At 35.5% G+C, this 19,554-nt stretch carries 15 protein-coding genes; 10 read left to right on the forward strand and 5 right to left on the reverse strand.

Going from position 1 to position 19,554, the window contains the following annotated elements; genetic code table 11:
- Window positions 1–15: 15 nt before the first annotated feature.
- On the reverse strand, window positions 16–411 hold the full coding sequence (locus tag FLJC2902T_RS10495; protein WP_023579762.1) for a hypothetical protein: 396 nt from the start codon (window positions 409–411) through the stop codon (window positions 16–18).
- Window positions 412–501: 90 nt separating this feature from the next.
- Between FLJC2902T_RS10495 and FLJC2902T_RS10500 the strand changes: the two genes are divergently transcribed.
- Together FLJC2902T_RS10500 and FLJC2902T_RS10505 are read left to right on the forward strand one after the other, a co-directional pair.
- Window positions 502–918 carry an NUDIX domain-containing protein gene (locus tag FLJC2902T_RS10500; protein WP_023579763.1) on the forward strand — a complete coding sequence of 139 codons (417 nt, stop codon included), beginning with the start codon at window positions 502–504 and terminating at the stop codon, window positions 916–918.
- Window positions 915–1,286 (forward strand): acyl-CoA thioesterase, encoded by a 372-nt coding sequence (locus tag FLJC2902T_RS10505; RefSeq protein ID WP_035678318.1) that lies wholly within the window; start codon window positions 915–917, stop codon window positions 1,284–1,286. Before FLJC2902T_RS10500 ends, FLJC2902T_RS10505 begins: the two co-directional genes overlap by 4 nt.
- On the opposite strand, the gene FLJC2902T_RS10510 is transcribed toward FLJC2902T_RS10505, so the two are convergent.
- The 3 genes from FLJC2902T_RS10510 to FLJC2902T_RS10520 all read right to left on the reverse strand — a co-directional run bounded on the left by FLJC2902T_RS10510 (window position 1,283) and on the right by FLJC2902T_RS10520 (window position 3,359).
- Window positions 1,283–2,521 (reverse strand): mechanosensitive ion channel family protein, encoded by a 1,239-nt coding sequence (locus FLJC2902T_RS10510; protein WP_023579765.1) that lies wholly within the window; start codon window positions 2,519–2,521, stop codon window positions 1,283–1,285. The genes FLJC2902T_RS10505 and FLJC2902T_RS10510 overlap by 4 nt on opposite strands.
- Window positions 2,522–2,529: 8 nt before the next feature.
- A complete protein-coding gene (locus FLJC2902T_RS10515; protein WP_035678321.1) occupies window positions 2,530–2,805 on the reverse strand; it encodes a DUF3817 domain-containing protein in 276 nt (91 codons plus the stop codon).
- A 185-nt stretch (window positions 2,806–2,990) separates the two neighbouring features.
- Complete coding sequence (locus tag FLJC2902T_RS10520) at window positions 2,991–3,359, reverse strand: hypothetical protein (protein WP_023579767.1); 369 nt, start codon at window positions 3,357–3,359, stop codon at window positions 2,991–2,993.
- A 369-nt stretch (window positions 3,360–3,728) separates the two neighbouring features.
- Here FLJC2902T_RS10520 and pelF point away from each other — a divergent pair, with 369 nt between their 5' ends.
- The 5 genes from pelF to FLJC2902T_RS10545 are packed head-to-tail and all read left to right on the forward strand — an operon-like array spanning window position 3,729 to window position 13,558.
- Window positions 3,729–5,276, forward strand: a complete 1,548-nt coding sequence (pelF, locus tag FLJC2902T_RS10525) for a GT4 family glycosyltransferase PelF (RefSeq protein ID WP_023579768.1) — start codon at window positions 3,729–3,731, stop codon at window positions 5,274–5,276.
- A gap of 11 nt (window positions 5,277–5,287) precedes the next feature.
- Window positions 5,288–6,904: a hypothetical protein gene (locus FLJC2902T_RS10530; RefSeq protein WP_023579769.1), complete on the forward strand. Its 1,617-nt coding sequence runs from the start codon at window positions 5,288–5,290 to the stop codon at window positions 6,902–6,904.
- Window positions 6,891–7,700: an endo alpha-1,4 polygalactosaminidase gene (locus FLJC2902T_RS10535; RefSeq protein WP_035678324.1), complete on the forward strand. Its 810-nt coding sequence runs from the start codon at window positions 6,891–6,893 to the stop codon at window positions 7,698–7,700. Before FLJC2902T_RS10530 ends, FLJC2902T_RS10535 begins: the two co-directional genes overlap by 14 nt.
- 8 nt (window positions 7,701–7,708) lie before the next feature.
- Complete coding sequence (locus FLJC2902T_RS10540; RefSeq protein WP_155958893.1) at window positions 7,709–9,679, forward strand: hypothetical protein; 1,971 nt, start codon at window positions 7,709–7,711, stop codon at window positions 9,677–9,679.
- 3 nt (window positions 9,680–9,682) lie between these two features.
- Window positions 9,683–13,558 carry a DUF2194 domain-containing protein gene (locus FLJC2902T_RS10545; protein WP_081712556.1) on the forward strand — a complete coding sequence of 1,292 codons (3,876 nt, stop codon included), beginning with the start codon at window positions 9,683–9,685 and terminating at the stop codon, window positions 13,556–13,558.
- A 57-nt stretch (window positions 13,559–13,615) separates the two neighbouring features.
- On the opposite strand, the gene FLJC2902T_RS10550 is transcribed toward FLJC2902T_RS10545, so the two are convergent.
- Entirely contained in the window at window positions 13,616–15,235 is a 1,620-nt protein-coding gene (locus FLJC2902T_RS10550; RefSeq protein ID WP_023579773.1) for a T9SS type A sorting domain-containing protein, read from the reverse strand.
- Between the two features lie 729 nt (window positions 15,236–15,964).
- On the opposite strand from FLJC2902T_RS10550, the gene FLJC2902T_RS10555 reads away from it, so the two are divergent.
- The 3 genes from FLJC2902T_RS10555 (at window position 15,965) to FLJC2902T_RS10565 (ending at window position 19,490) form a co-directional block, all read left to right on the forward strand.
- Window positions 15,965–16,831, forward strand: coding sequence for a DMT family transporter (locus tag FLJC2902T_RS10555; protein WP_023579774.1), 867 nt, complete (start codon window positions 15,965–15,967; stop codon window positions 16,829–16,831).
- 130 nt (window positions 16,832–16,961) lie between these two features.
- The gene (locus tag FLJC2902T_RS10560) at window positions 16,962–18,881 is read left to right on the forward strand and encodes a DUF294 nucleotidyltransferase-like domain-containing protein (protein WP_023579775.1); all 1,920 of its coding nucleotides are present in this window, start codon (window positions 16,962–16,964) and stop codon (window positions 18,879–18,881) included.
- A gap of 3 nt (window positions 18,882–18,884) precedes the next feature.
- Window positions 18,885–19,490 carry a 3'-5' exonuclease gene (locus FLJC2902T_RS10565; protein ID WP_023579776.1) on the forward strand — a complete coding sequence of 202 codons (606 nt, stop codon included), beginning with the start codon at window positions 18,885–18,887 and terminating at the stop codon, window positions 19,488–19,490.
- The last annotated feature ends 64 nt before the right edge of the window (window positions 19,491–19,554 follow it).

Consider the following 19,554-nt stretch of genomic DNA (forward strand, 5'->3'; position numbering starts at 1 on the left):
CAAAAAGGGTTAAAATTATTCTTGTTCTAAAATCATAACCTGACTTTTCAGTCGCTCGATCAGCATGTTCATCATGCGTTTATTGATGTTTGAGGAATTTTTGATGTATTCCTGATATTCTTCCACAGTAAAAAGTCCGATGATGATGCCTTTTAATGAATTTCGGAACTTAATATCGCGTTGAATCACATTTTCGATGTATGCCATTTTTTTCTCGGGAGTCAGCGAAAAGAAAACCTTCTTCTGCTTCACAGCGTAATTCATGAAAACATGAATGAACAGTTCGTTTTGTAAAACCAAAATGGGGCGCAAGATTCTGTTTTGAAAAATTTCTTCGGCAGAAGACTGCTCCGTAATTGCTCCAAGGGGCTCGCCTCTCAGATCAATAAGAAAAGTGTCGCGATTTTCCATTTTTTTTATTTTAAATTTACGAAATAAGAAACGGCCTTAGTTGGCAACCCAAAAAAAGTTATTAATAGTTTATTGTTGAAAACCCAGTTTATGAGAACTTCAAAAATATTTGTGACCGTCGATGCGGTTATCTTCCGAAAAAGCACAGATTACGAATTGCTTTTAATCAAACGGAAAAATGAACCTTTTAAAGATTGTTGGGCGTTGCCGGGCGGATTTGTGGATGAAAATGAAGATTTAAAAGTGGCTGCCATCCGTGAATTGGATGAAGAAACACAAATAAAAGTTACTGATTTGGAACAGATTGGTGCTTTCGGAACTCCTTTTCGTGATCCGAGAGGACATATGATTTCTGTTGCTTATTTCGGAACAGTTCCTTCGGATACTGTAGCTATTGCAGCGGATGACGCTAAAGAAATCGGCTGGTTTGCTGTAAAAGATTTGCCAAAATTAGCATTTGATCATTTGGATATTGTAACTTTGACCCTACAAAAAATAAAACTATGAACTACCAAACCAGAAAATGGGTAAGACCGGAAGATTTAAACGCAAACGGAACCTTATTTGGAGGAAAATTATTATCGTGGATTGATGATGAAGCTGCTTTGTATTCAATCATTATCTTAAAGAATAACCGGATTGTAACCAAATTCATGTCGGAGATCAATTTCATGAGTTCGGCTCGTCAGGGTGATATTATTGAAATCGGGTTGGATGTCGTTAAATTCGGAAAAACCTCGATTACGATGCGTTGTGAAGTCCGCAATGTGATGACCAAAGCCGTGATTATCACTGTGGATGCCATTACGATGGTAAATTTAGATAGTTTCGGACAGCCTGCCATTCACGGAAAACTGAGCGCGGAAGAATATTAATATTCTATTTTAATCGCGCCGGTTTCGTTAATTTCCATATCAAAATATCGGACAGAAGCTAAAATATGATCAAAAATATCGGCCATAATGTGTTCGTATTCCACCAGACGTTTGTCGTTAACAAAAGCATAGATTTCCAATGGCATTCCGTTTTGTGTAGGCTGTAATTGTCTGCACATAAACAACATGTCTTTATTTATTCCCGGATGATTAGCAATGTAACGGTCAATGTATTTTCGGAAAACACCAAAATTGGTTAAGTTTCGTCCGTTTATTAAAACCGATTTATCAATGTTATGGGATCTGTTGAAATTATCAATATCCGTCTGACGATGGTCAAGATAAGGGGCTATCAACTGTATTTTTTTCAGATTATCAATTTCTTCCTCATTCAGAAAACGAATACTGCTGGATTTTAAAAGAATCGATCGTTTTAAGCGCCTTCCGTCTGAATCCAGCATACCGCGCCAGTTTTTAAACGAATCGGAAATCAGGAAATAAGTCGGAATCGTGGTAATGGTATTGTCGAAATTCTGCACTTTTACCGTTGCCAGGTTGATTTCGATTACATCACCGTCGGCACCGTATTTTTCCATGGTAATCCAGTCGCCGATGCGAACCATATCGTTCACCGTAACCTGAATACTGGCAACAAATCCCAGAATTGTATCACGGAAAATCAAGATGATTAAGGCAGAAATAGCTCCGAAAGTGGCTAAAAGCTGTTCTAACCTCAAATTAAAAAGAATCAGGATAAAATAGACGATGCCATAAACCCAAAGTGTAATCATGATTACCTGAATATAGCTGTCGATAGGCTTGTCCCTAAATTTCGGCTGATCTTTTAAATAATCCTTAAGCGAATTGAAGATACTTCGGATAATCCAAAGTGACAGAATTATGATGTAAAATTTGACTCCCTTAGTAAATAAGCCTTCCCAATACACAAATTCTTTAAGGATAATAGGAACGGTTTTGTATACAAAGGAAAGCGTAAAAAGATGCGCTACGTATTTTGCCGTTTTATTGGCAACCAGAAAATCATCAAAAGTTGATTTGGTTCTTTCGGCTACAATAGCCATCAGGATAATTAATACTTTTTTGAAAAGATAATCTATAATATAAGCAACCACGACGAGAACCGCAATATTAACAGCTAAGTTAATGTAGTCCGCCATCGTATCGCTAAAATCCCATGATTTTAGAAGTTTATGTGCCCAATTGAAGATTTTCATACCCTAAATTAAAGTATTTTTTTCTCAACATAAAAGGTTCCGAACGGAATTACCGATGCAATACAAACCTGAAAGTACTTTTTCCATGACCAGTTGTCTTCCATTTTGAACATTGTTGCCAAAACTACGTAAGCTACGAAAAGCAGTCCGTGTGCCATTCCAACAGGGAAAAGAAGCGTTTTGTACAAATCGATATTTGTCGGTTTCAGGAAAAGCATATTGCTGAACAAAACTATAAGAGAAATTCCTTCCAATAAAGCGACAATTTTAAAAATACGTGTCATATTAATAAGGTATTGAAAATTAAATACTTAAATGTTTAACTAACTCAACGTTTTAGATTTTCATCATAAAACAGTCCAAATGTAGCGCAGAAATTAAAGAAAAGCCACATTTTAACTAAAACTTATAAAAAAACTACGCATAAAGCGTAGTTTCGGTATTCTATAAAAAAGAGTAATCTTATTAATTAGTATGCCATAAAAGACTTGTTGTATTCTCTTAAATCGGCTACATTATTCTTGTTATTTAAATCAAGGAACAATGAAATCAGGTATTCTAAACTCTCCATATTCGTGGTTTCTTCCGTTATATTGGTAGAAGTACCGTCAAATCCTTCAATTGGTTCATCGTCCGGAATGGCGATAAAAAAGCCGTTATTGTTTTCAATATGCTCATAGGTTAAACGAATAGCCTTAACCAATACAGGATTTTGTTCTTCAAGAGCATATTCTCTTAATTTTTTTAAATCTGTAATTAATGTTTCGGCATTAAATCCGTTTTTGAATAAATCAAGCTGGATTTTATTGATTAATTTTTGTGCAGTTGGGTTTTCCACGGTAATTTGTTGATTAGTTAAGAACTTGAAATCGGTTTGCAAAAATAAACTTTATTCTCTTTTTTGAAATAAAAAACACTCATTTATTTTTCATAATCTGCTATTTACTGATTATTACACCAATAGTCCTTTTAAAATCGGGAACAGACTGCATTTCATCGGTGTTTTTTTTTATTCAACTGATTTAACATTCTATCGCATATGTAAGAAAAAAGTTTAACTTAAATTTGTAGTATTCAATAAATTGAATCAGATTCATGCAGTAAACCACAGACTGTATTTAGTTTCAAAAACGACCCTGGAACAACGGTACTTCATTTTTATGAAGCAGTGTTTTTCTATTACCAATGAGAATAAATAGTTTTTGAGATGGCTAAAAAATACGATGTCCTGATGATTCTGGAAGGAACTTATCCTTATAATGGTGGCGGTGTTTCCACATGGTCGCATATGCTTTGTAACGAGGTGAAAAATGCGAATTTCATATTATACTCCATTAATGCCCAATACGAAAGCAAATCCCGATACGAACTAAGCAGTAGCGTAAAACAGATTGTCCAGGTTCCGTTATGGTCTCCTCTTGAGCCACAGGAAATGATTAACTACGGAAAACATTTTCATACAATTGTTGGCGAAAAAGAGGAACTGGATGAGAAAATAATCGAAGAAAAATTTGTTCCCATTTTCAGAAAAATGATTACAAACATTTATTCAGACACCCGCAAGGCTGAAGATTTTGATGTAATTATCTATACCATGTGGCAGTTCTTTCAACTGCATGATTACAAAAAAACAATGCAGAGTATGGTGGTATGGAGAACATTTTGCGACTTGGTTGTGGAATTAAGCAAAAACACGAAAGAAGAAGCCACACTAAATGACCTTACTTTCGGAATGCGCTGGATCTATCGTTTTTTAATTCCGCTTACCATAGATGTCCCAAAAGTAGATATTTCGCATTTAACCATTTCCGGTTTTCCCGTAATCCCTGCTTTAGTCTTGAAATACAAATACAATACCCCAATGATTGCTACGGAACACGGAGTGTTTATCAGGGAACGTTTATTGGCCATAAATTCTTCCGAATACTCGTATTTTTTAAAAAAACTGCTTATAAAATTTTCAGAAAGCATCACGGAATTGGTCTATTATAAATCAGATCTGATTCTATCCGTAAATAAATTCAATATAAGTTGGGAAAAAATATACGGTGCCAATCATGACATTATCGAGGTGATTTATAACGGGATAGACCACAATCTGTTTGTTCCTTCACCAAAACCAGAAGCTACAAGGGATGTGCCCACAGTTGTTGCCGCAGCCCGTATATTCGATTTAAAGGACATCATCACCATGATAAAATCCTGTGGTGTCGTTAAAGAAAAAATCCCTAATGTTCAATATTTGGTTTATGGTGACAAAAACGCAGTTCCCGAATACACCAGAGAATGTGAAAAGCTGATAATGGAAATGGGTCTGCAAAACAATTTCAAAATAGCGGGGTTTCATAACAAACCCCATGAACTGTTTTGTGAAGGGGACATTTCCATCCTTACCTCAATCTCGGAAGGATTTCCGTACACAGTTCTGGAATCCATGAGTTGCGGAATCCCGGTAGTTGCCACCGATGTGGGAGGAGTTACCGAAGCCCTTGATGAAAATTGCGGATTTATATGCAAACCGAAAGCATACAGGGAAATAGGAAATTGTGTTATTAAACTGTTAGAAAACAAAGAACTGAGAGAGAAGATGGGGGTGAATGCGAGACGCAAAGTGACCGAAAATTTCACTATAGAAAAATTCATACGAGAATATGAAGAAGCCTATGAGAAAGTAATGCATACCGCCGTTGCACAAGATAATTCAAAAAATATTTATTACCAACTAGCAGAAAGAAAAGCTATGGAAGCCTCATAAATCGAAGCATAATGAATAAACACGATCAAAATATAGAGAATCTTATAAATGCCATTAAGGATAAGATTGGAAAACCTGTGAGCAATAGGGTAGTGGCCGCTACTATTGAATCATTAGGTATTCGTGACATTGATACGATGCCTGATTTCGGTTCCGCTTCCATAAGAGCCCTTGCGGATTTGGTTTACAATAAAATGATTACTGCACCGGATTATAATTCGTTGAAAAACAAAAAGGAATCGGAACTTGAGATGTCTTCAGAAACAAAAACTTTCCAGGTTTCGGATTATTTACCGATAAAGTTGCGGATTCTCGCCAAATACTATCCTTTGGGGATTTTCCACCTAATGCCTGTATTTGTTCAGATTCTGGCTATTGTTCTTTTCGGATATTCGCTGTGGACCTACATCGGCTTTAACCATATGCAATCCACCGCCGTTGTTTTGGGCGTAATTGTAGGATTGATTACCACCGGAGGTTTTGTTCAGGTAATTGGAAGACAGGCTTCATTTTATTGGAATTATGAAGATTACAGTCTGACACATAAAACCATAAATTATCTGGTTTTAATGGGCATAAAATGCATTTTTGTAGTGTTGTTCACCATTTTTTGTCTGAATTTTTTCTTTCATGTATATCCCAACAAATTACTCTTGATTTTATTCATGTATGCATTCTTAATAGGATGCCTGCTCCTTGTAATCGCACCGTTGCATACCATAAAACAACGATGGTTTATATCAGTAGCTATTTTTTTAGGAACAGTCATTGCCATTTTGCTTAAAAAGTATACCCTAATGTCAATCTATCTTACGCATTGGACCGGAATCAGCATAGCAATTATTTCTGCGGTAATCTATTTACAGTATTTTTTTAAAAACAAAATTGACAAGTACCAGATTGACTGCAATATGGAAATTCAGACTCCGGTAATGATTTATAAGAATTACTATTATTTTTTTTACGGTTTACTGGTTTATGTTTTCATTTTTATCGACCGTATTTTAGCCTGGTCCGTGGATGTGAGCGGTACAATTCCGTACATGGTGTATTTTGAAAAAAATTACGAATTGGGTATGGATATGGCTATTCTGGTTTTTCTGCTGCTTTCAGGAGTTTTGGAATACAGTTTGGCCGCATTTTCAAAATTTATCGACCTTGGTCAGAAAAACACCTCCTACAGTTCTCCGGATAAATACAACACCGGACTTTATAAAATGTATTGGCATCATATCGGTTTACTTTTCCTGTCGGCCATTTTAATTTTCATACTGATTTACTTTATGATTACTGCCTCTTGGGGATATGAAGCTCATTTCAGGGAAGTGTTTGAGGAATTAAGTTTTAAGGTTTGTATTATTGGAGGGATCTCCTATTTTTTTCTTGCCTGGGGGATGTTGAACACTTTGTATATGTTCACACTCAATCAACCGGTTAAACCTTTACGGGCAATAGTTCTTGCATGTCTGATAAATGCTGTGACAGGATTTTTACTGAGTCGTTTTATTTCCTATGAATACAGTGTTGGAGGACTTCTGTTTGGGTCTTTAACTTTTATGTTGTTAACATTAAAAGAAAATATCCAATTTTTCAAAAATTTAGACTATTACTATTATGCAGCATATTAAACTCTTTTTCTGTGTCCTTCCTACATTAATAGGACTTGAGCTTTTCGCAAATACTGATGAGAAGTCTCGTGTTCTTTTTTGTTACGGTAAATTGAATCCGACCGAAATAAAAGGGTTTGATTATGTTATTCTTGAATCTAAAAATTACAATGCATCCGATATCAAAAAAGTCAAAAGTCTCAACGGGAAAGTTTTGGCGTACATCAGTTTGGGTGAAATCAACAGCCAAGCCAGATATTACGAACAATTGAAAGACCTCACATTGGGTAAAAATGAAAATTGGGACAGTTATTATTTAGACCTGAGATCGGAAAAAACTTCAACCATACTGTTTTCAATCATTGAAAAAATATTAGCTGACGGTTATGATGGTTTATTCCTCGATAATATCGACAATTTTACCATTTACGGATTTCAGAAGGATCAGAAAAATGAAATTGTTTCTTTCATGAAAAAATTAAAATCCATTTATCCGCAGCATTTTATCCTGCAGAATGCCGGCATTGAATTGGTTCCGGAAACGGCTGGATATATTAATGGAGTAGTAGTAGAATCGGTAGCCAGCGACTACACTTTTGCAGACAATAAATACAAACTGAGAGATGAAAATGAATATACGGAATACGTCAGAAAACTCAATTCGCTGAGAAAAAAATACAATTTTCCAATAATTCTGGTGGAATACGCAGATACTGTAAAGTTATACAACGACATAAAAAAAAGAATCTCAAGAACCAATTTTCTGTATTTCATAGGAACAATCGATCTTCAGAGTTTACCAAATTTCACTAACTAATTAAAGATATGATAATTTCAAGTTACATAATTACCGGATTTGTGAGGCTGTGTCTCATGGTGCTTTTTTTGTTCTATCTGAACAGAAAAATAATTACCTATTCAAAATCTGTAAATTATTTTGATTTTATCGCCAAACAATGGTTCAAGTATGGAAGTATGTTGATCTTAATTATTTTCTGCCTTGTCCAGATCGGAATTTACAATTTATCAAATACGTTAATCATACTATTCGGAATCTTTATAATCGATTATTTCGGAATTAAGGGATTGCCTAATTTTATAAACGTCACATCACAAAAAATCAAGAAAAATATATTTGAACTTATTCAGAACATAGAACTTAAAAAACCGCTTAGCTTTTTTATTTTGCCACGCTCAAATCCGAAAGAACGCAACAACAGGCTCTGGTATCTTTTTCTGCTCTCAACTGTTGGTTTGGTAACATTTTTCAGTCGTTCTATCTTTTATCCTTTCGATATGTTTTCATTATCAGGCTCATGGATTTCAGATTTAGAAAGCGTTATTGATTTCGATTCACAAAGATGGTTTACCAACGAAATAGCCCCCGTTGGAGAGCATGCCTTAATTAATTTTTACGGAAAATTTGTAAGCGTCACACCAGAAGTTGCCCTACAGTCCTCAGGGATTTTGGAAGCAGTTTTAATAAGTGTTCTACTATTTTGGGTGGTAAACAAAATCTCCAATTCTAAAATAATTGCACCACTTCTGGCATCTCTTTTTTATGCTGTAAGTTATACCATATTACCGGTAAACCTGAGTTATATTTTACAGCATCAATCCCTTTATCTAGCAATAGCTCTCGCGCTTCCGGCTATGGTTATCTATTTGAAACCCGGATTTATGCACACCAGTAACCGGAATTGTTTTATAAACTACATAATGGCATTTACCGCAATCGGTCTTATTGATATTTTTACCCTAATCGTATTGGTTTTTCCTTTCCTGATTATCGGGTTGATAACATCTTCTCTTAAATATAAGATCTCAAATTTAATTGCCATTGCGGCATATATAATCTCTATCGCGATTCTTTGGGGAATTTACGGTATTGCATGCTTTCATTTCAGCGATGATTTCCTTTTGTTTTTACATTCCGGACTGATGTCAGTAAGCTCCTATACGTACTTTTCACATCTGATAGTTTCCTACGATAAACTGATGGTATTTTACCTGTATTTGAGTTATTTCTGTATTCTTATCTGTCTCCTTCTGATCTTTATCAAAAAAGAAAAATGGAATGCTGCCTTGTGTTTTCTGTTGTATTTCAATTTTTTGGTTATGCTTTCAAAAGTGTATAACGACTGGATTGATACTGATTTGATTAAGCTGTCATTAGGTGTTTTTATCCCTATTTTATTAGGAATTACTACTTCTATAATAATCAGGTTTGTCTATGTTTTTTACTCAAAAATAGAGGTCATAAAACCGGTATTTGCAGTTATACTGATTGCTGGGGTTCTTTATTCCGCTGTTCATTATCAGGGTAAGGAATACAAAAAACTTCACCGGACAGACAATATTCCGAAGGAGCTGATTAACGTTTATGAGAAAATAACAGCGAGTTATTTTCCTTTATCCTATGCCGTTGTAAACGATTACACTACCCAAGCAATAAGTTTAAACAAACACTTTTTTATTCATTACACCGACTTTAATGAGAGTTATCTGAAAAGGGATTCCATTTATTTTAAAAACAGAAAGAGTAAAATATTTCTCAAAAACAACCCGGAATATGTACTACCGGAAAGTATCTTGGTATTTGTCTACAAAAAAGGGGATGACAAAACCAATCGCATCATAGTCAATGTCGAAATAACGCCTGTTATACTTTCAAAACTTAAAATACTCAAAAAAAGAGGCCGGGAAATAAATGTCTACTATGAAAGCGATCTTATTAAAGTTTTTGAGATTGTAAACACCCCGAAACAAAGTAAAACAGATGATTTAATTTTCTAAACTATGAAATATAATGCTAAATATATCTCATTGAGACTTCGTGCTTTGTTTGCATTATTTATAATTGCAGCCGCTTCCGGTTGTATGAAAATTGATGAACTTACAGGATTGGATGGTCTCAATAAAAGAAACCGTGAATTATCGCTTCGAAAATATTCGGGAATACCTTTAAATTTACCTCCGTTGGTACTTTATATTTCAGATAAAGGAGATCATGAAAGTCTTTTGCTGAACGGAAATTTGCGTAAAGTTTGTGATTACACGAAGATACCTTACCGCACCATCACCTTGGAAGAATGGAATAAAGAACCTAAAATTGATCCGTCTGTTCGTGTCCTGAGTGTCCTGAACACAAAAAAACTTAATAATAACAGTGTCCCTGTTCTAATTGATTTCGTAGCCCGGGGAGGAACATTATATTTACCCTTTGGAAGTGAAGACAAACGACTTTCCTTTTTAGTCGGAATGAAGCCCGATAACGATTACGAAACCGATGCAGAAGCAGCCGGAATTCTTCACAAAACACCTTTTTTACCCGGCTATAAGAACATGTCTCATAATAAAGACCTTGTTTTTTTTGGATTAAGGGGTAAGACTTTTTCAGATAAAATAAAGATTCATGCAACGGCAATCAATAATCCAACGTATCCGGTAATAACGGAAAACAGCATTGGTAAGGGAAAAGTAATCTATTACAATTCAACCTACTTTTTTATTAAGGAAGACCGTGGTTTACTGCTTTCGGGTATTTTAAAAGGATTGGAAGGGATTCCGTACCCGGTGGTTAACGCAGGAGTTATCTTTCTGGATGATTTCCCGGCCCCTTTGTACGATATTAAAAGAGAACCTGTCGCATCAGAAATGAATCTTTCCATAACCGATTATGTACAGAGGGTATGGTGGCCGGATCTGTTAAAAATGGCAAAAAAGTTTGATATCAAGTATTCTGCCATGACAACTTTTGATTACAACGTCAATACAAAACCTCCATTCTTATTCAGAGAGTGGGATGCAAAAAAAGTAATTATCAATAATAATGAAGTGGGTTTAAGCACCTGGCTGGTTGACGATGTTCTGAAACACGGGCATGAATTAGCTTTTCACGGCTACAATCACGTTTCACTTTTGGTTTCCGACTGGAAAAACCCTGATTTCATGGTAACTTCGCTGAAAGCCGCTGAAAAAAAATGGGAGGTAAATGAATTTGGGGATCTGCCGGTAACCTACGTTCCTCCTTCAAATTATATTGACAGGGTAGGGTTGAAGCAGTTGAAAAAAGGGATGCCATCCATAAAATTCATGTGCAGTATTTTTGTTGGTGACAAACAAAACGGAGGAGCACGCGAATTTGATTTTGATCCGTATGAACCGGAACTCTTCGACTTTCCAAGAATTTCCAGCGGATTTTATGTAGATGATGACCTAAAGTATTTAATGTATTCCATGTATATGTACACCGGAATCTGGTCGCATTTTTTGCATCCGGACGATATTTACCAAATTCATGACAAATCAAATAAAACAGGTGGTACTTATGATTTACGGAATTATGATAATCTTGGTTGGTATAAAACACCTAACAGTAACCGGGCCATGTTGCCGGAATTTGATAAACTGCTGACAACCCTGAGAACTGATTTTCCGCTGATCCGGTATATGGATGCACGTGAAAGCGGCTTGATAACCAATGATTGGAGAGCTTCCTATTTTAATCATAAATCGGTAAACGGAATGTATATTGTTGAAAAATTAAAACCTGAAGAATCAAATTACAGCGAACAGGATTGGTTTGTATATGGAAGCAATGAAAAAGCAACACGCATTGAAAATCAGCTGAAAAGACAAGGTGCCAACTTTAAAAAAGTACCCTATCTGGAAGGTTATCTCTATTCAGTAAGAACCAGTAAGCCTAAATTGATTATTCCCGATTTTAAGGCAGATCTGGAAGCATCAAATTTAAATTTAGTAGCGGAAAAAGTAAATAAAGACTATCAGAGCTTTTTGGTAGAAGTAAAACGATTACTGAAAGAAGCCAATTGGGTTGATGATTCTGATGAAAAGTTTGCATTAGAATTAGCTCAATTGAGAAAAAGAATGCTTTCGGAACCAAAAATAAATCCCGAAGTATGGAACAAATACACCGAATACCTTTCCTGGGATGACAGGGCAGAAGAGGTATGGAAAATGTTGGAAGATCATTGCATCAAATATCCTTATCCTGAAAACATAATGTATTCCAAAGAATTAAGCAAAGTTATATATTATCCGAATGACCTGATACAGGAAAAATGGATGAGCGCGCAAATGCTGGTTACACCAAACGATGCCGAACTGCTAAACAATTACATTGCCTATTTCTACACGGCCGAAAATCAGGAAAAAATAAGGACCGCACTGATTAACTTACTCAAAGTGGATACATCACAGGAGAGTTTTATAAAATATATTGATTATCTGATAAATTATGAGCCGCAAAATGCAATTCCTGAACTCAACAAAATAAAACCATCGGAAGAATATAAAGAACTGGCTACAGCAATAGCCTGGATTTATGGCGATAATAATGAATTTCAAAAAGCTTATGATTGGTCAGCGTACAGTTCTGAAATTGATTTTTACAGCAGAATGCAATGGCTGATCGAATTGAAGGAATATCAGAAATTAATAAGTGATTATAATGACTATATTGAAAAAAATCCTGATGATTACAGGGTTAGGGCTCAGATGAGCATAGCCTATCACGATATGGGAAAATTTAAAGAATCATGGATACTGGCCAACGGATTACCAGAAGAATCAGCAGATAAAGAAACGATCCAAAAAATGCTTAACACCGATGTAGTGTATGAGGAGAATGCCATTCAGGATGATCTGATTGCCAATTATCCGGATTTATTTTATCCTGATGTGCTAAAACAACTGATTCGGACAAATCGTCTGGAATACGGAAATTTCTTCAAATATGATACCGATTTACAAACTAACCGGGATAACCTTTCGGCTTTCCAAAATGTTTTATCATATAATCGATATGATAAGAAGAAAAATCTGCACGGTTTTGGATTTACCTACAGTTCAATGTACAGAGTTGAATACGACATTCCCGATTATGATGACAACGTAACACATGATGTGTTCGGTATACAGTATCAGTTTAATAGTCCGAAATCGTTTGAAAAACTACAATATTGGTCAAGTTTACGATACGAATACAGCCTTCTTGAAAAGTCTTTTTTCCAATTTGGCGCAGGTGTTAATTATTCGAAAAACAAAAGTTACTCTTCTGCGGAGTTCAGGGTTGCTCCTGTGGAAAACGGGCCATCACACAGTAAAAGCATTTATCGTTGTCAGCTGAATCTTTATGAGGATTTTCATATTTTCAAATATTTCAATATTACTTTATCACTTGAAGGTAATTATTACAATGAAAGCGAAAAGCTCAATGAAGACTTTTATGTAGATGAAACCTATGAGGTAAGTGCAACAGGAAAACTCATATTTAACCGTTGGATGGAAAAAAAACACAGGTTCCTGCCCTTTGGTGAAGGAACCAAGACTAAGGCATCTTTTGGAATATCAACAATTCCGTTATCTACGGGATATCCTTACTGGATGATTGACAAGCGCTTTTTTATAGGTGGCGGTTTGGGATATGCCATTGGAAAAGCAGAGGACGATTTTAATATGAGAGTGGAAGGAGGCTGGTTTTATGATGATTATGCCGATGAATTCACCCGTTTTGTAGGAAACCTTAATTATCAGATTTTTGATTATACCGCAATTACAGCTTTGTTTGAATTTTTTCTTCAGGATAAATTTTATTCAAATTCATTACAGTTGGGCGTAAAGTATAATCTGAAACGAAAACAAAAAAAATAGGAACCGTTTTACAACGATTCCCATTTTCAATCAACTAATAAAAAAAATATGAAAGGTTTAGTGTTTTACTACAATACGTCTCGTATCATTTTTTTGTCCGTTTGAAATTTTGATATAGTATACTCCGTCACTCAAACTTTCTGTATTAATAGTCAGTTTAGTAGGCGTTGTTACTGAGTTTACATTGATTTTCTGACCCAATGAGTTGTACATTCCGATAGCATACTGATCTGCAGCTTCCATTTCAACAAATATCTCAGTATTTGCAGGGATTGGATAAACCGATGCGTTAACCGTTAAAGAAGTATCATTGTTTCCTAAATTTTGACCCACATTTACAGTAGCGTTCAGGTTGTTATATCCTGTTGCTGCTTCCCAAATGTTCGCATTAGCCATTCTGATTGCATATTCAGGACGTGCACTTAACCCAGAGGTAGCATCCGGCATGTATAAATACAAACGGTAAGACCCCTGAACCATATCTGTTGGCAATGTAATAGTTTCATTAACAGTTGTTTCCGCCTGACTTGTCCATAATCTCGGATCGCTTGTCAAAGCTTTGGTATACACTGCATTAGTTACCGTATTTTTGAAAACGATATACGCTGTTCTTTGGTTGTAAGGCGTTGCATAACCTGTATTTTTAACTTTAAAGTTAACATTCATTGTAGCTCCAATATTGGCTGCCTGTGGGAAAGCCCCGTTAACCAATTCAAAACGGTATCCTAATTTGTTTTTGATATCAGGTAAACATCCGTTAGATGAAAAACCGCTGATAACCGAAGCATTATAATCAACATTCAGATAAGACCAGTGGAATTTCTGCATTTCCTGTGTAGCGGTACCACATCCTGAACGAGGCTCGTTAACAGCACAAGTTTCTCCACCCATAGCAAGGAATTTAGTTTCCTGCTCTAAATACGGATATTCAGAGGATGTATTGGTATAGGTTCCGAAATCGGTTGAACTCGAAAGGAAACAGTCGTTATGGTGCGCCAATCTTGAAAGGGTAGAACCGTTGTAAGCCTGACCTTGTGTAAGTGCTGAAGTTGTTGAATACGTAGCCTGTTTTAATTTAGGCGTTCTGATCTGTACCATTCTTGATGAAGGCAAAGCGCTTAACAAACCGTCAACAACAGCTCTTCTGTTTGCATAATCGGATGATGTTGGTGCCATTCCGAAATGATCTGTATAATACCATTCTCCCCAAGACCCGATGAATCCGGCCTGCATAACGGCAATCACATCCACGTTATTCTGAAGTAATGGTCTAACTTGTTCTATATGAGCTAATATCTGCGCTTTTGAAGCATCTCGTTGTCCGGCTGCATCCGTATCAGAATAAGCAAAACGTACGATACATTTAATACCCGCATTTCTGATGGCATTAAAATCCGCCTGCATTTTGTTTAGGTAATCCTGAGAGATGGCAGAGGTTCTGAAATTTTCAAGATAGAATACACGCAGAATCAGGGTAATTTTTTCGTTGTTTCTGTAGTTAGTCAAGGTAGCCTGACTTAAGCTTGAATATCCGGTTGAGTGTGTTTCTGTGTGGTGGTATAAACCACGCTCCGGATTAGAGAAATTTTCCGATGAAGTAGTGTAGGTTACGTTAGTAGTTTGGGCAAAACCGATAACCGAAAACAGTAAGGCTAAGTTTAAAATGATCTTCTTCATAAATCTTTCTTTTTTAGTTGTTAGTGCGATGAGTTATTTGAATTGTAACTCGTTGCAAATCTATATGTTAGCTTCAAATAAAAAAACTAAATTATCGTTAAAATACACTTTTTGTCGACCAAATACACAATTCAACCGTTTTTATAAGTTTATATCTACAGAATCGAATTTATTGAGTCGGAAAATACCTCATTATACAAAATAAACAAATACTTAACTCATTAATTTACAATTATTTAAGTAGGAATTGTAGTAAAATTAAGTTTTTAAATCGTCGGATATCGGCAAAGTGCATTTTTTTATCGATGAAATGCATACTGAATTACTGTTTTTTGAAGCATAAAAAATGATGAATATTTTTTCTGTACCATGACACAAACACTTATAACACATTAATTATCAGTAAATTGAAACTCAAAAACGCTAAACATGGTTATGAATAATACAAGACATATTAAAATTAGTATGAAGCAATTATTGAGTAAGTAAACTAACATATTATAAGCAGCTGCTAAGAAAAACGGAATATTTTTTAAGCATATTAGCCGGTAGGTTATTATAGAATTAGATCAATAAAATTTATTCAACTGAATGGTAATCAACTATCACTACTATTTGAGATCTTCTTTTGAACTATAATGTACATTATGTAAAATAGAAATTATTAAAATGATACTATTCTATTGCGAAAACTTCCTAACTTTGTCAAAATCATAAGTAAACCCTTATATGCTTTATATACTCTTAAGTATTTGTTGTAGTGTTTCCGTTGCTATACTCCTTAAAATTGCTCGTCGTCATGAAATAAACATTCAGCAAAGTATTAACTGGAATTATTTAGCTGCGCTAATTCTTTGTTTTGTATCATATTATCCGGATGTATCGGTTATAAATAATTCAGCGCCATGGAAATTCTATTTTCCCTTAAGCGTATTATTGCCAACTATATTTCTTTTTATGGCAGCTTCCATAAAAAACATTGGTATCGTAAAAACCGATATTGCACAGCGCTTATCTTTATTTATTCCAATATTGGCTGCTTATTTTATTTTTCATGAAAATATCAGCCTGATGAAATTCATAGGCATTGGTATCGGATTTACGGCAATATTTTTGACACTGAGCCGAAAATCAGAACCTTCAGACGAAAATAAAAACTGGATCTTTCCTTTAATTGTTTTATTAGGTTTCGGAATAATTGATGTTCTTTTTAAACAAATCGCTTTATCTAAGGAAATACCATTTACGACATCGCTATTTTTTATTTTATGCGGAGCGTTTTGTATTGCTTCTTTAATCACGGCATATTCCGTAATTTTCAAAAAACGAAATTTATCATGGCGCAATTTTTTCTTCGGAATTATACTCGGAATCTTCAATTTCGGGAATATCTTATTCTATTTAAAAGCGCATAAAGCATTGGCAGACAGTCCTTCAACCGTATTTGCCGCGATGAATTTCGGTGTTATAAGTATCGGCACCATCATTGGAGTAACCGCGTTTAATGAAAAAATAACTAAAATAAATTACATCGGAATTGCGTTTGCTCTACTGGCTGTAATCATAATAACCCTTTCACAATTGTACGGTTATTAAACTTTAAGGTTCACTCCTTTTGAAATATGCTATTTTTTATTATTTTTAGGGAATTATTATTCATTCCGTTATAATTAATTTCTTACGGTTATTTTGTTGGAAATGAACTGGTAAATACTTTAAATTTGTTATGAGAAACCCTATTGCAGAGCGAATTGCCGATTTTTTGAAGCATTATCCGCCTTTTACAAGCTTAACCTATCAGGAACTGGTAACAATTTCCGAACAGGTAAAAGTGGTGTATTTGGAAAAAAATCAGATTCTGTTTAAAATCGGAGACCCCACCCACTCCTCTTTTTATGTGGTGGCTTCCGGTGCAGTCGGGCTTTCGGTGATTTCTGATGCCGAAGAAACCCTGATCGATAAATGTGATGAGGGAGATATTTTAGGATTGCGACCGTTTTTCGCTAAAAACAACTACCTGATGACTGCAAAATCAAGGGAAGACTCTATAATTTATGCCATTCCCATTGAAGTTTTCAAACCTTATGTTACGGGAAACAGCAGCGTATTAAGTTTTCTGTTGGAGAGTTTTGCATCCAACACCAGAAATCCTTACGATAAAGACCATCGCGGAAAACTGATTTCAGAAAACGTACTGTTTAATGAACAGAGCGCAACCGACATTCAATATTTCCAACCCATAAAATATACTAAAAAGCCAATTACTGCCAGTTCAAATGATATTGTAAAATATATCGCCCAAACCATGACCAGCAGACAGATTGGAAGCGTAATTATTCAGGAGAATCAAATGCCGATCGGAATTGTTACCGATAATGATTTGCGCTCGAAAATTACCACAGGACTGTTTCCCATTGAGGTTTCGGTCGATAAAATAATGACCGTTCCGGTTGTTACCGTTCCCGAGGATATTTCCATTGCTGAAGCTCAAATGATGATGCTCAAGCACAATGTCGCCTATTTGTGTGTAACAAGGGACGGAACAGAAAAAAGTGCGATTTCCGGAATTATTTCAGAACACCATGTTGTTGCGGCTCAAGCCAATAACCCAGGCGTACTTTTGAAACAGATCAAACGTGCCGAACGTTCCAAAGATCTTAAGATTGTACGTGATAAACTGACCGACCTGATCCAGAATTCAATTGACCGAAATATTCCGATTTCGCATATCACCAGTGTAGCTTCAGAAATCACGAGTGCAATAACAAAAAGAGCTATAACACTTGCTATTGAAAAAGAAGGAACTCCACCTGTCCGTTTTGCGTGGTTTAATCTCGGAAGTCAGGGAAGAAAGGAACAGCTTTTACTGACCGATGTAAATAATTCATTGGTTTTTGAAGATGTCCCGGCTGAACAATATGATGAAGTGAAAAAATATTTCCTGCGAATGTCAGAACGTGTTTTGGAAACTTTTGAGAAAATTGGTTACGAAAAAAGCGAACAGGGACTTAATGCCAACAACGAGCTGTGGTGTAAATCATTGACCGACTGGATAAAACAATATAATACTTGGATTAATACTCCAGGTGAAAAAGGAATTCACACAAGTTCGATTTTCTTTGATTACGACTTTATTTACGGAGATCCTTTCCTTGAAAAAACTCTAACCGAAGAGATTTTTTCCAAAACAGCAAACAACCAATTGTTTTACGCTTTTTTAGGTACCGATGCTATCAAAAAACCGGCTCCACTAGGTTTCTTCAGACAGTTTTTAGTGGAACAGGATGAGGAACACAAAGATACTTTTGACATTAAAAACAGAGCCATAACTCCTTTGGTGGATGCTGCCCGTGTTTTTGCCATCAGTAAAGGAATAAAAGGGATCACCAATACCTACCAGCGTTTCAAAAAGTTAGCCGATCTGGAACCTCAAAATGCCGATCTGTATCTGGAATGTGCAGAAGCTTTCCATACATTGCATTGGTTCAGAACCGAAGATGGCCTGAAAACAGATTCCAACGGAAGTTATCTCAATATCGAAGAACTCACCAAAGTTGATAAAGTAAAACTTAAGAACTGCTTTCAGCCTATCAACGACATTCAGGATTTAATTAAAAACCGTTTTCAATTAACTTATTTTACATAAACTATGCTGGATTGGTTAAAAGGCAAAGGGGATCCGTCGTTTTGGAAAGCGTATTTGGATAGTTTTGAAAAAGACAATCTAGATACTCCGGTGCGCTATGTGATTTTTGATTGTGAACGAACCGGTTTGGACTGGAAAAAAGACAGTATCTTATCCCTCGGCTGTATCGGAGTTACCAGCGATCATATAGAAATCAAAGACTTTTTTGAAGTTTTTATCGAAAATAAAAATGAAGCGCACCAAAATGAAGCTGTCGAAAAACTCTTTAAAGCACATTCTCACCAAACCGTTTCCGAATCCGAGGCGATGATGCAATTCCTGAATCATATCAAAAACAGCACTCTTGTCGGTCACAATACAAATCTTGATATCGAAATGATTAATCAGGCTTTAAAAAGAATGAATCTTGGTAAACTAAAAAATAATGTTCTGGATATCAACGTAATGTACCAGCGTTTTAAAAACCTGCCTGAAGATCAACATCATACCTTAGAAGAATTGTGTGACTTGTTTAAAATCAGAAAAAGTCACCGACATACCGCTTCAAACGATGCTTATGTAACAGCTTTATTGTTTTTAAAACTGAAGAGAAAACTAAGAATGGTTTAATTTGATTTTCAGACAAATATCTTACAGACTATTTTAAAAACGTAGATTCCACATATTTACACGG

The sequence above is a fragment of the Flavobacterium limnosediminis JC2902 genome (genome assembly GCF_000498535.1).
Lineage (GTDB): Bacteria > Bacteroidota > Bacteroidia > Flavobacteriales > Flavobacteriaceae > Flavobacterium > Flavobacterium limnosediminis.

Excerpts from the sequence above, each read along its gene's own strand:
- FLJC2902T_RS10560 (WP_023579775.1), top strand. The coding sequence starts at position 16,962 with ATGAGAAACCCTATTGCAGAGCGAATTGCCGATTTTTTGAAGCATTAT.
- pelF (WP_023579768.1), top strand. The coding sequence starts at position 3,729 with ATGGCTAAAAAATACGATGTCCTGATGATTCTGGAAGGAACTTATCCT.
- FLJC2902T_RS10530 (WP_023579769.1), top strand. The coding sequence starts at position 5,288 with ATGAATAAACACGATCAAAATATAGAGAATCTTATAAATGCCATTAAG.
- FLJC2902T_RS10545 (WP_081712556.1), top strand. The coding sequence starts at position 9,683 with ATGAAATATAATGCTAAATATATCTCATTGAGACTTCGTGCTTTGTTT.
- FLJC2902T_RS10535 (WP_035678324.1), top strand. The coding sequence starts at position 6,891 with ATGCAGCATATTAAACTCTTTTTCTGTGTCCTTCCTACATTAATAGGA.
- FLJC2902T_RS10505 (WP_035678318.1), top strand. The coding sequence starts at position 915 with ATGAACTACCAAACCAGAAAATGGGTAAGACCGGAAGATTTAAACGCA.
- FLJC2902T_RS10550 (WP_023579773.1), bottom strand. The coding sequence starts at position 15,235 with ATGAAGAAGATCATTTTAAACTTAGCCTTACTGTTTTCGGTTATCGGT.
- FLJC2902T_RS10540 (WP_155958893.1), top strand. The coding sequence starts at position 7,709 with ATGATAATTTCAAGTTACATAATTACCGGATTTGTGAGGCTGTGTCTC.
- FLJC2902T_RS10510 (WP_023579765.1), bottom strand. The coding sequence starts at position 2,521 with ATGAAAATCTTCAATTGGGCACATAAACTTCTAAAATCATGGGATTTT.
- FLJC2902T_RS10515 (WP_035678321.1), bottom strand. The coding sequence starts at position 2,805 with ATGACACGTATTTTTAAAATTGTCGCTTTATTGGAAGGAATTTCTCTT.
- FLJC2902T_RS10495 (WP_023579762.1), bottom strand. The coding sequence starts at position 411 with ATGGAAAATCGCGACACTTTTCTTATTGATCTGAGAGGCGAGCCCCTT.
- FLJC2902T_RS10565 (WP_023579776.1), top strand. The coding sequence starts at position 18,885 with ATGCTGGATTGGTTAAAAGGCAAAGGGGATCCGTCGTTTTGGAAAGCG.
- FLJC2902T_RS10500 (WP_023579763.1), top strand. The coding sequence starts at position 502 with ATGAGAACTTCAAAAATATTTGTGACCGTCGATGCGGTTATCTTCCGA.
- FLJC2902T_RS10555 (WP_023579774.1), top strand. The coding sequence starts at position 15,965 with ATGCTTTATATACTCTTAAGTATTTGTTGTAGTGTTTCCGTTGCTATA.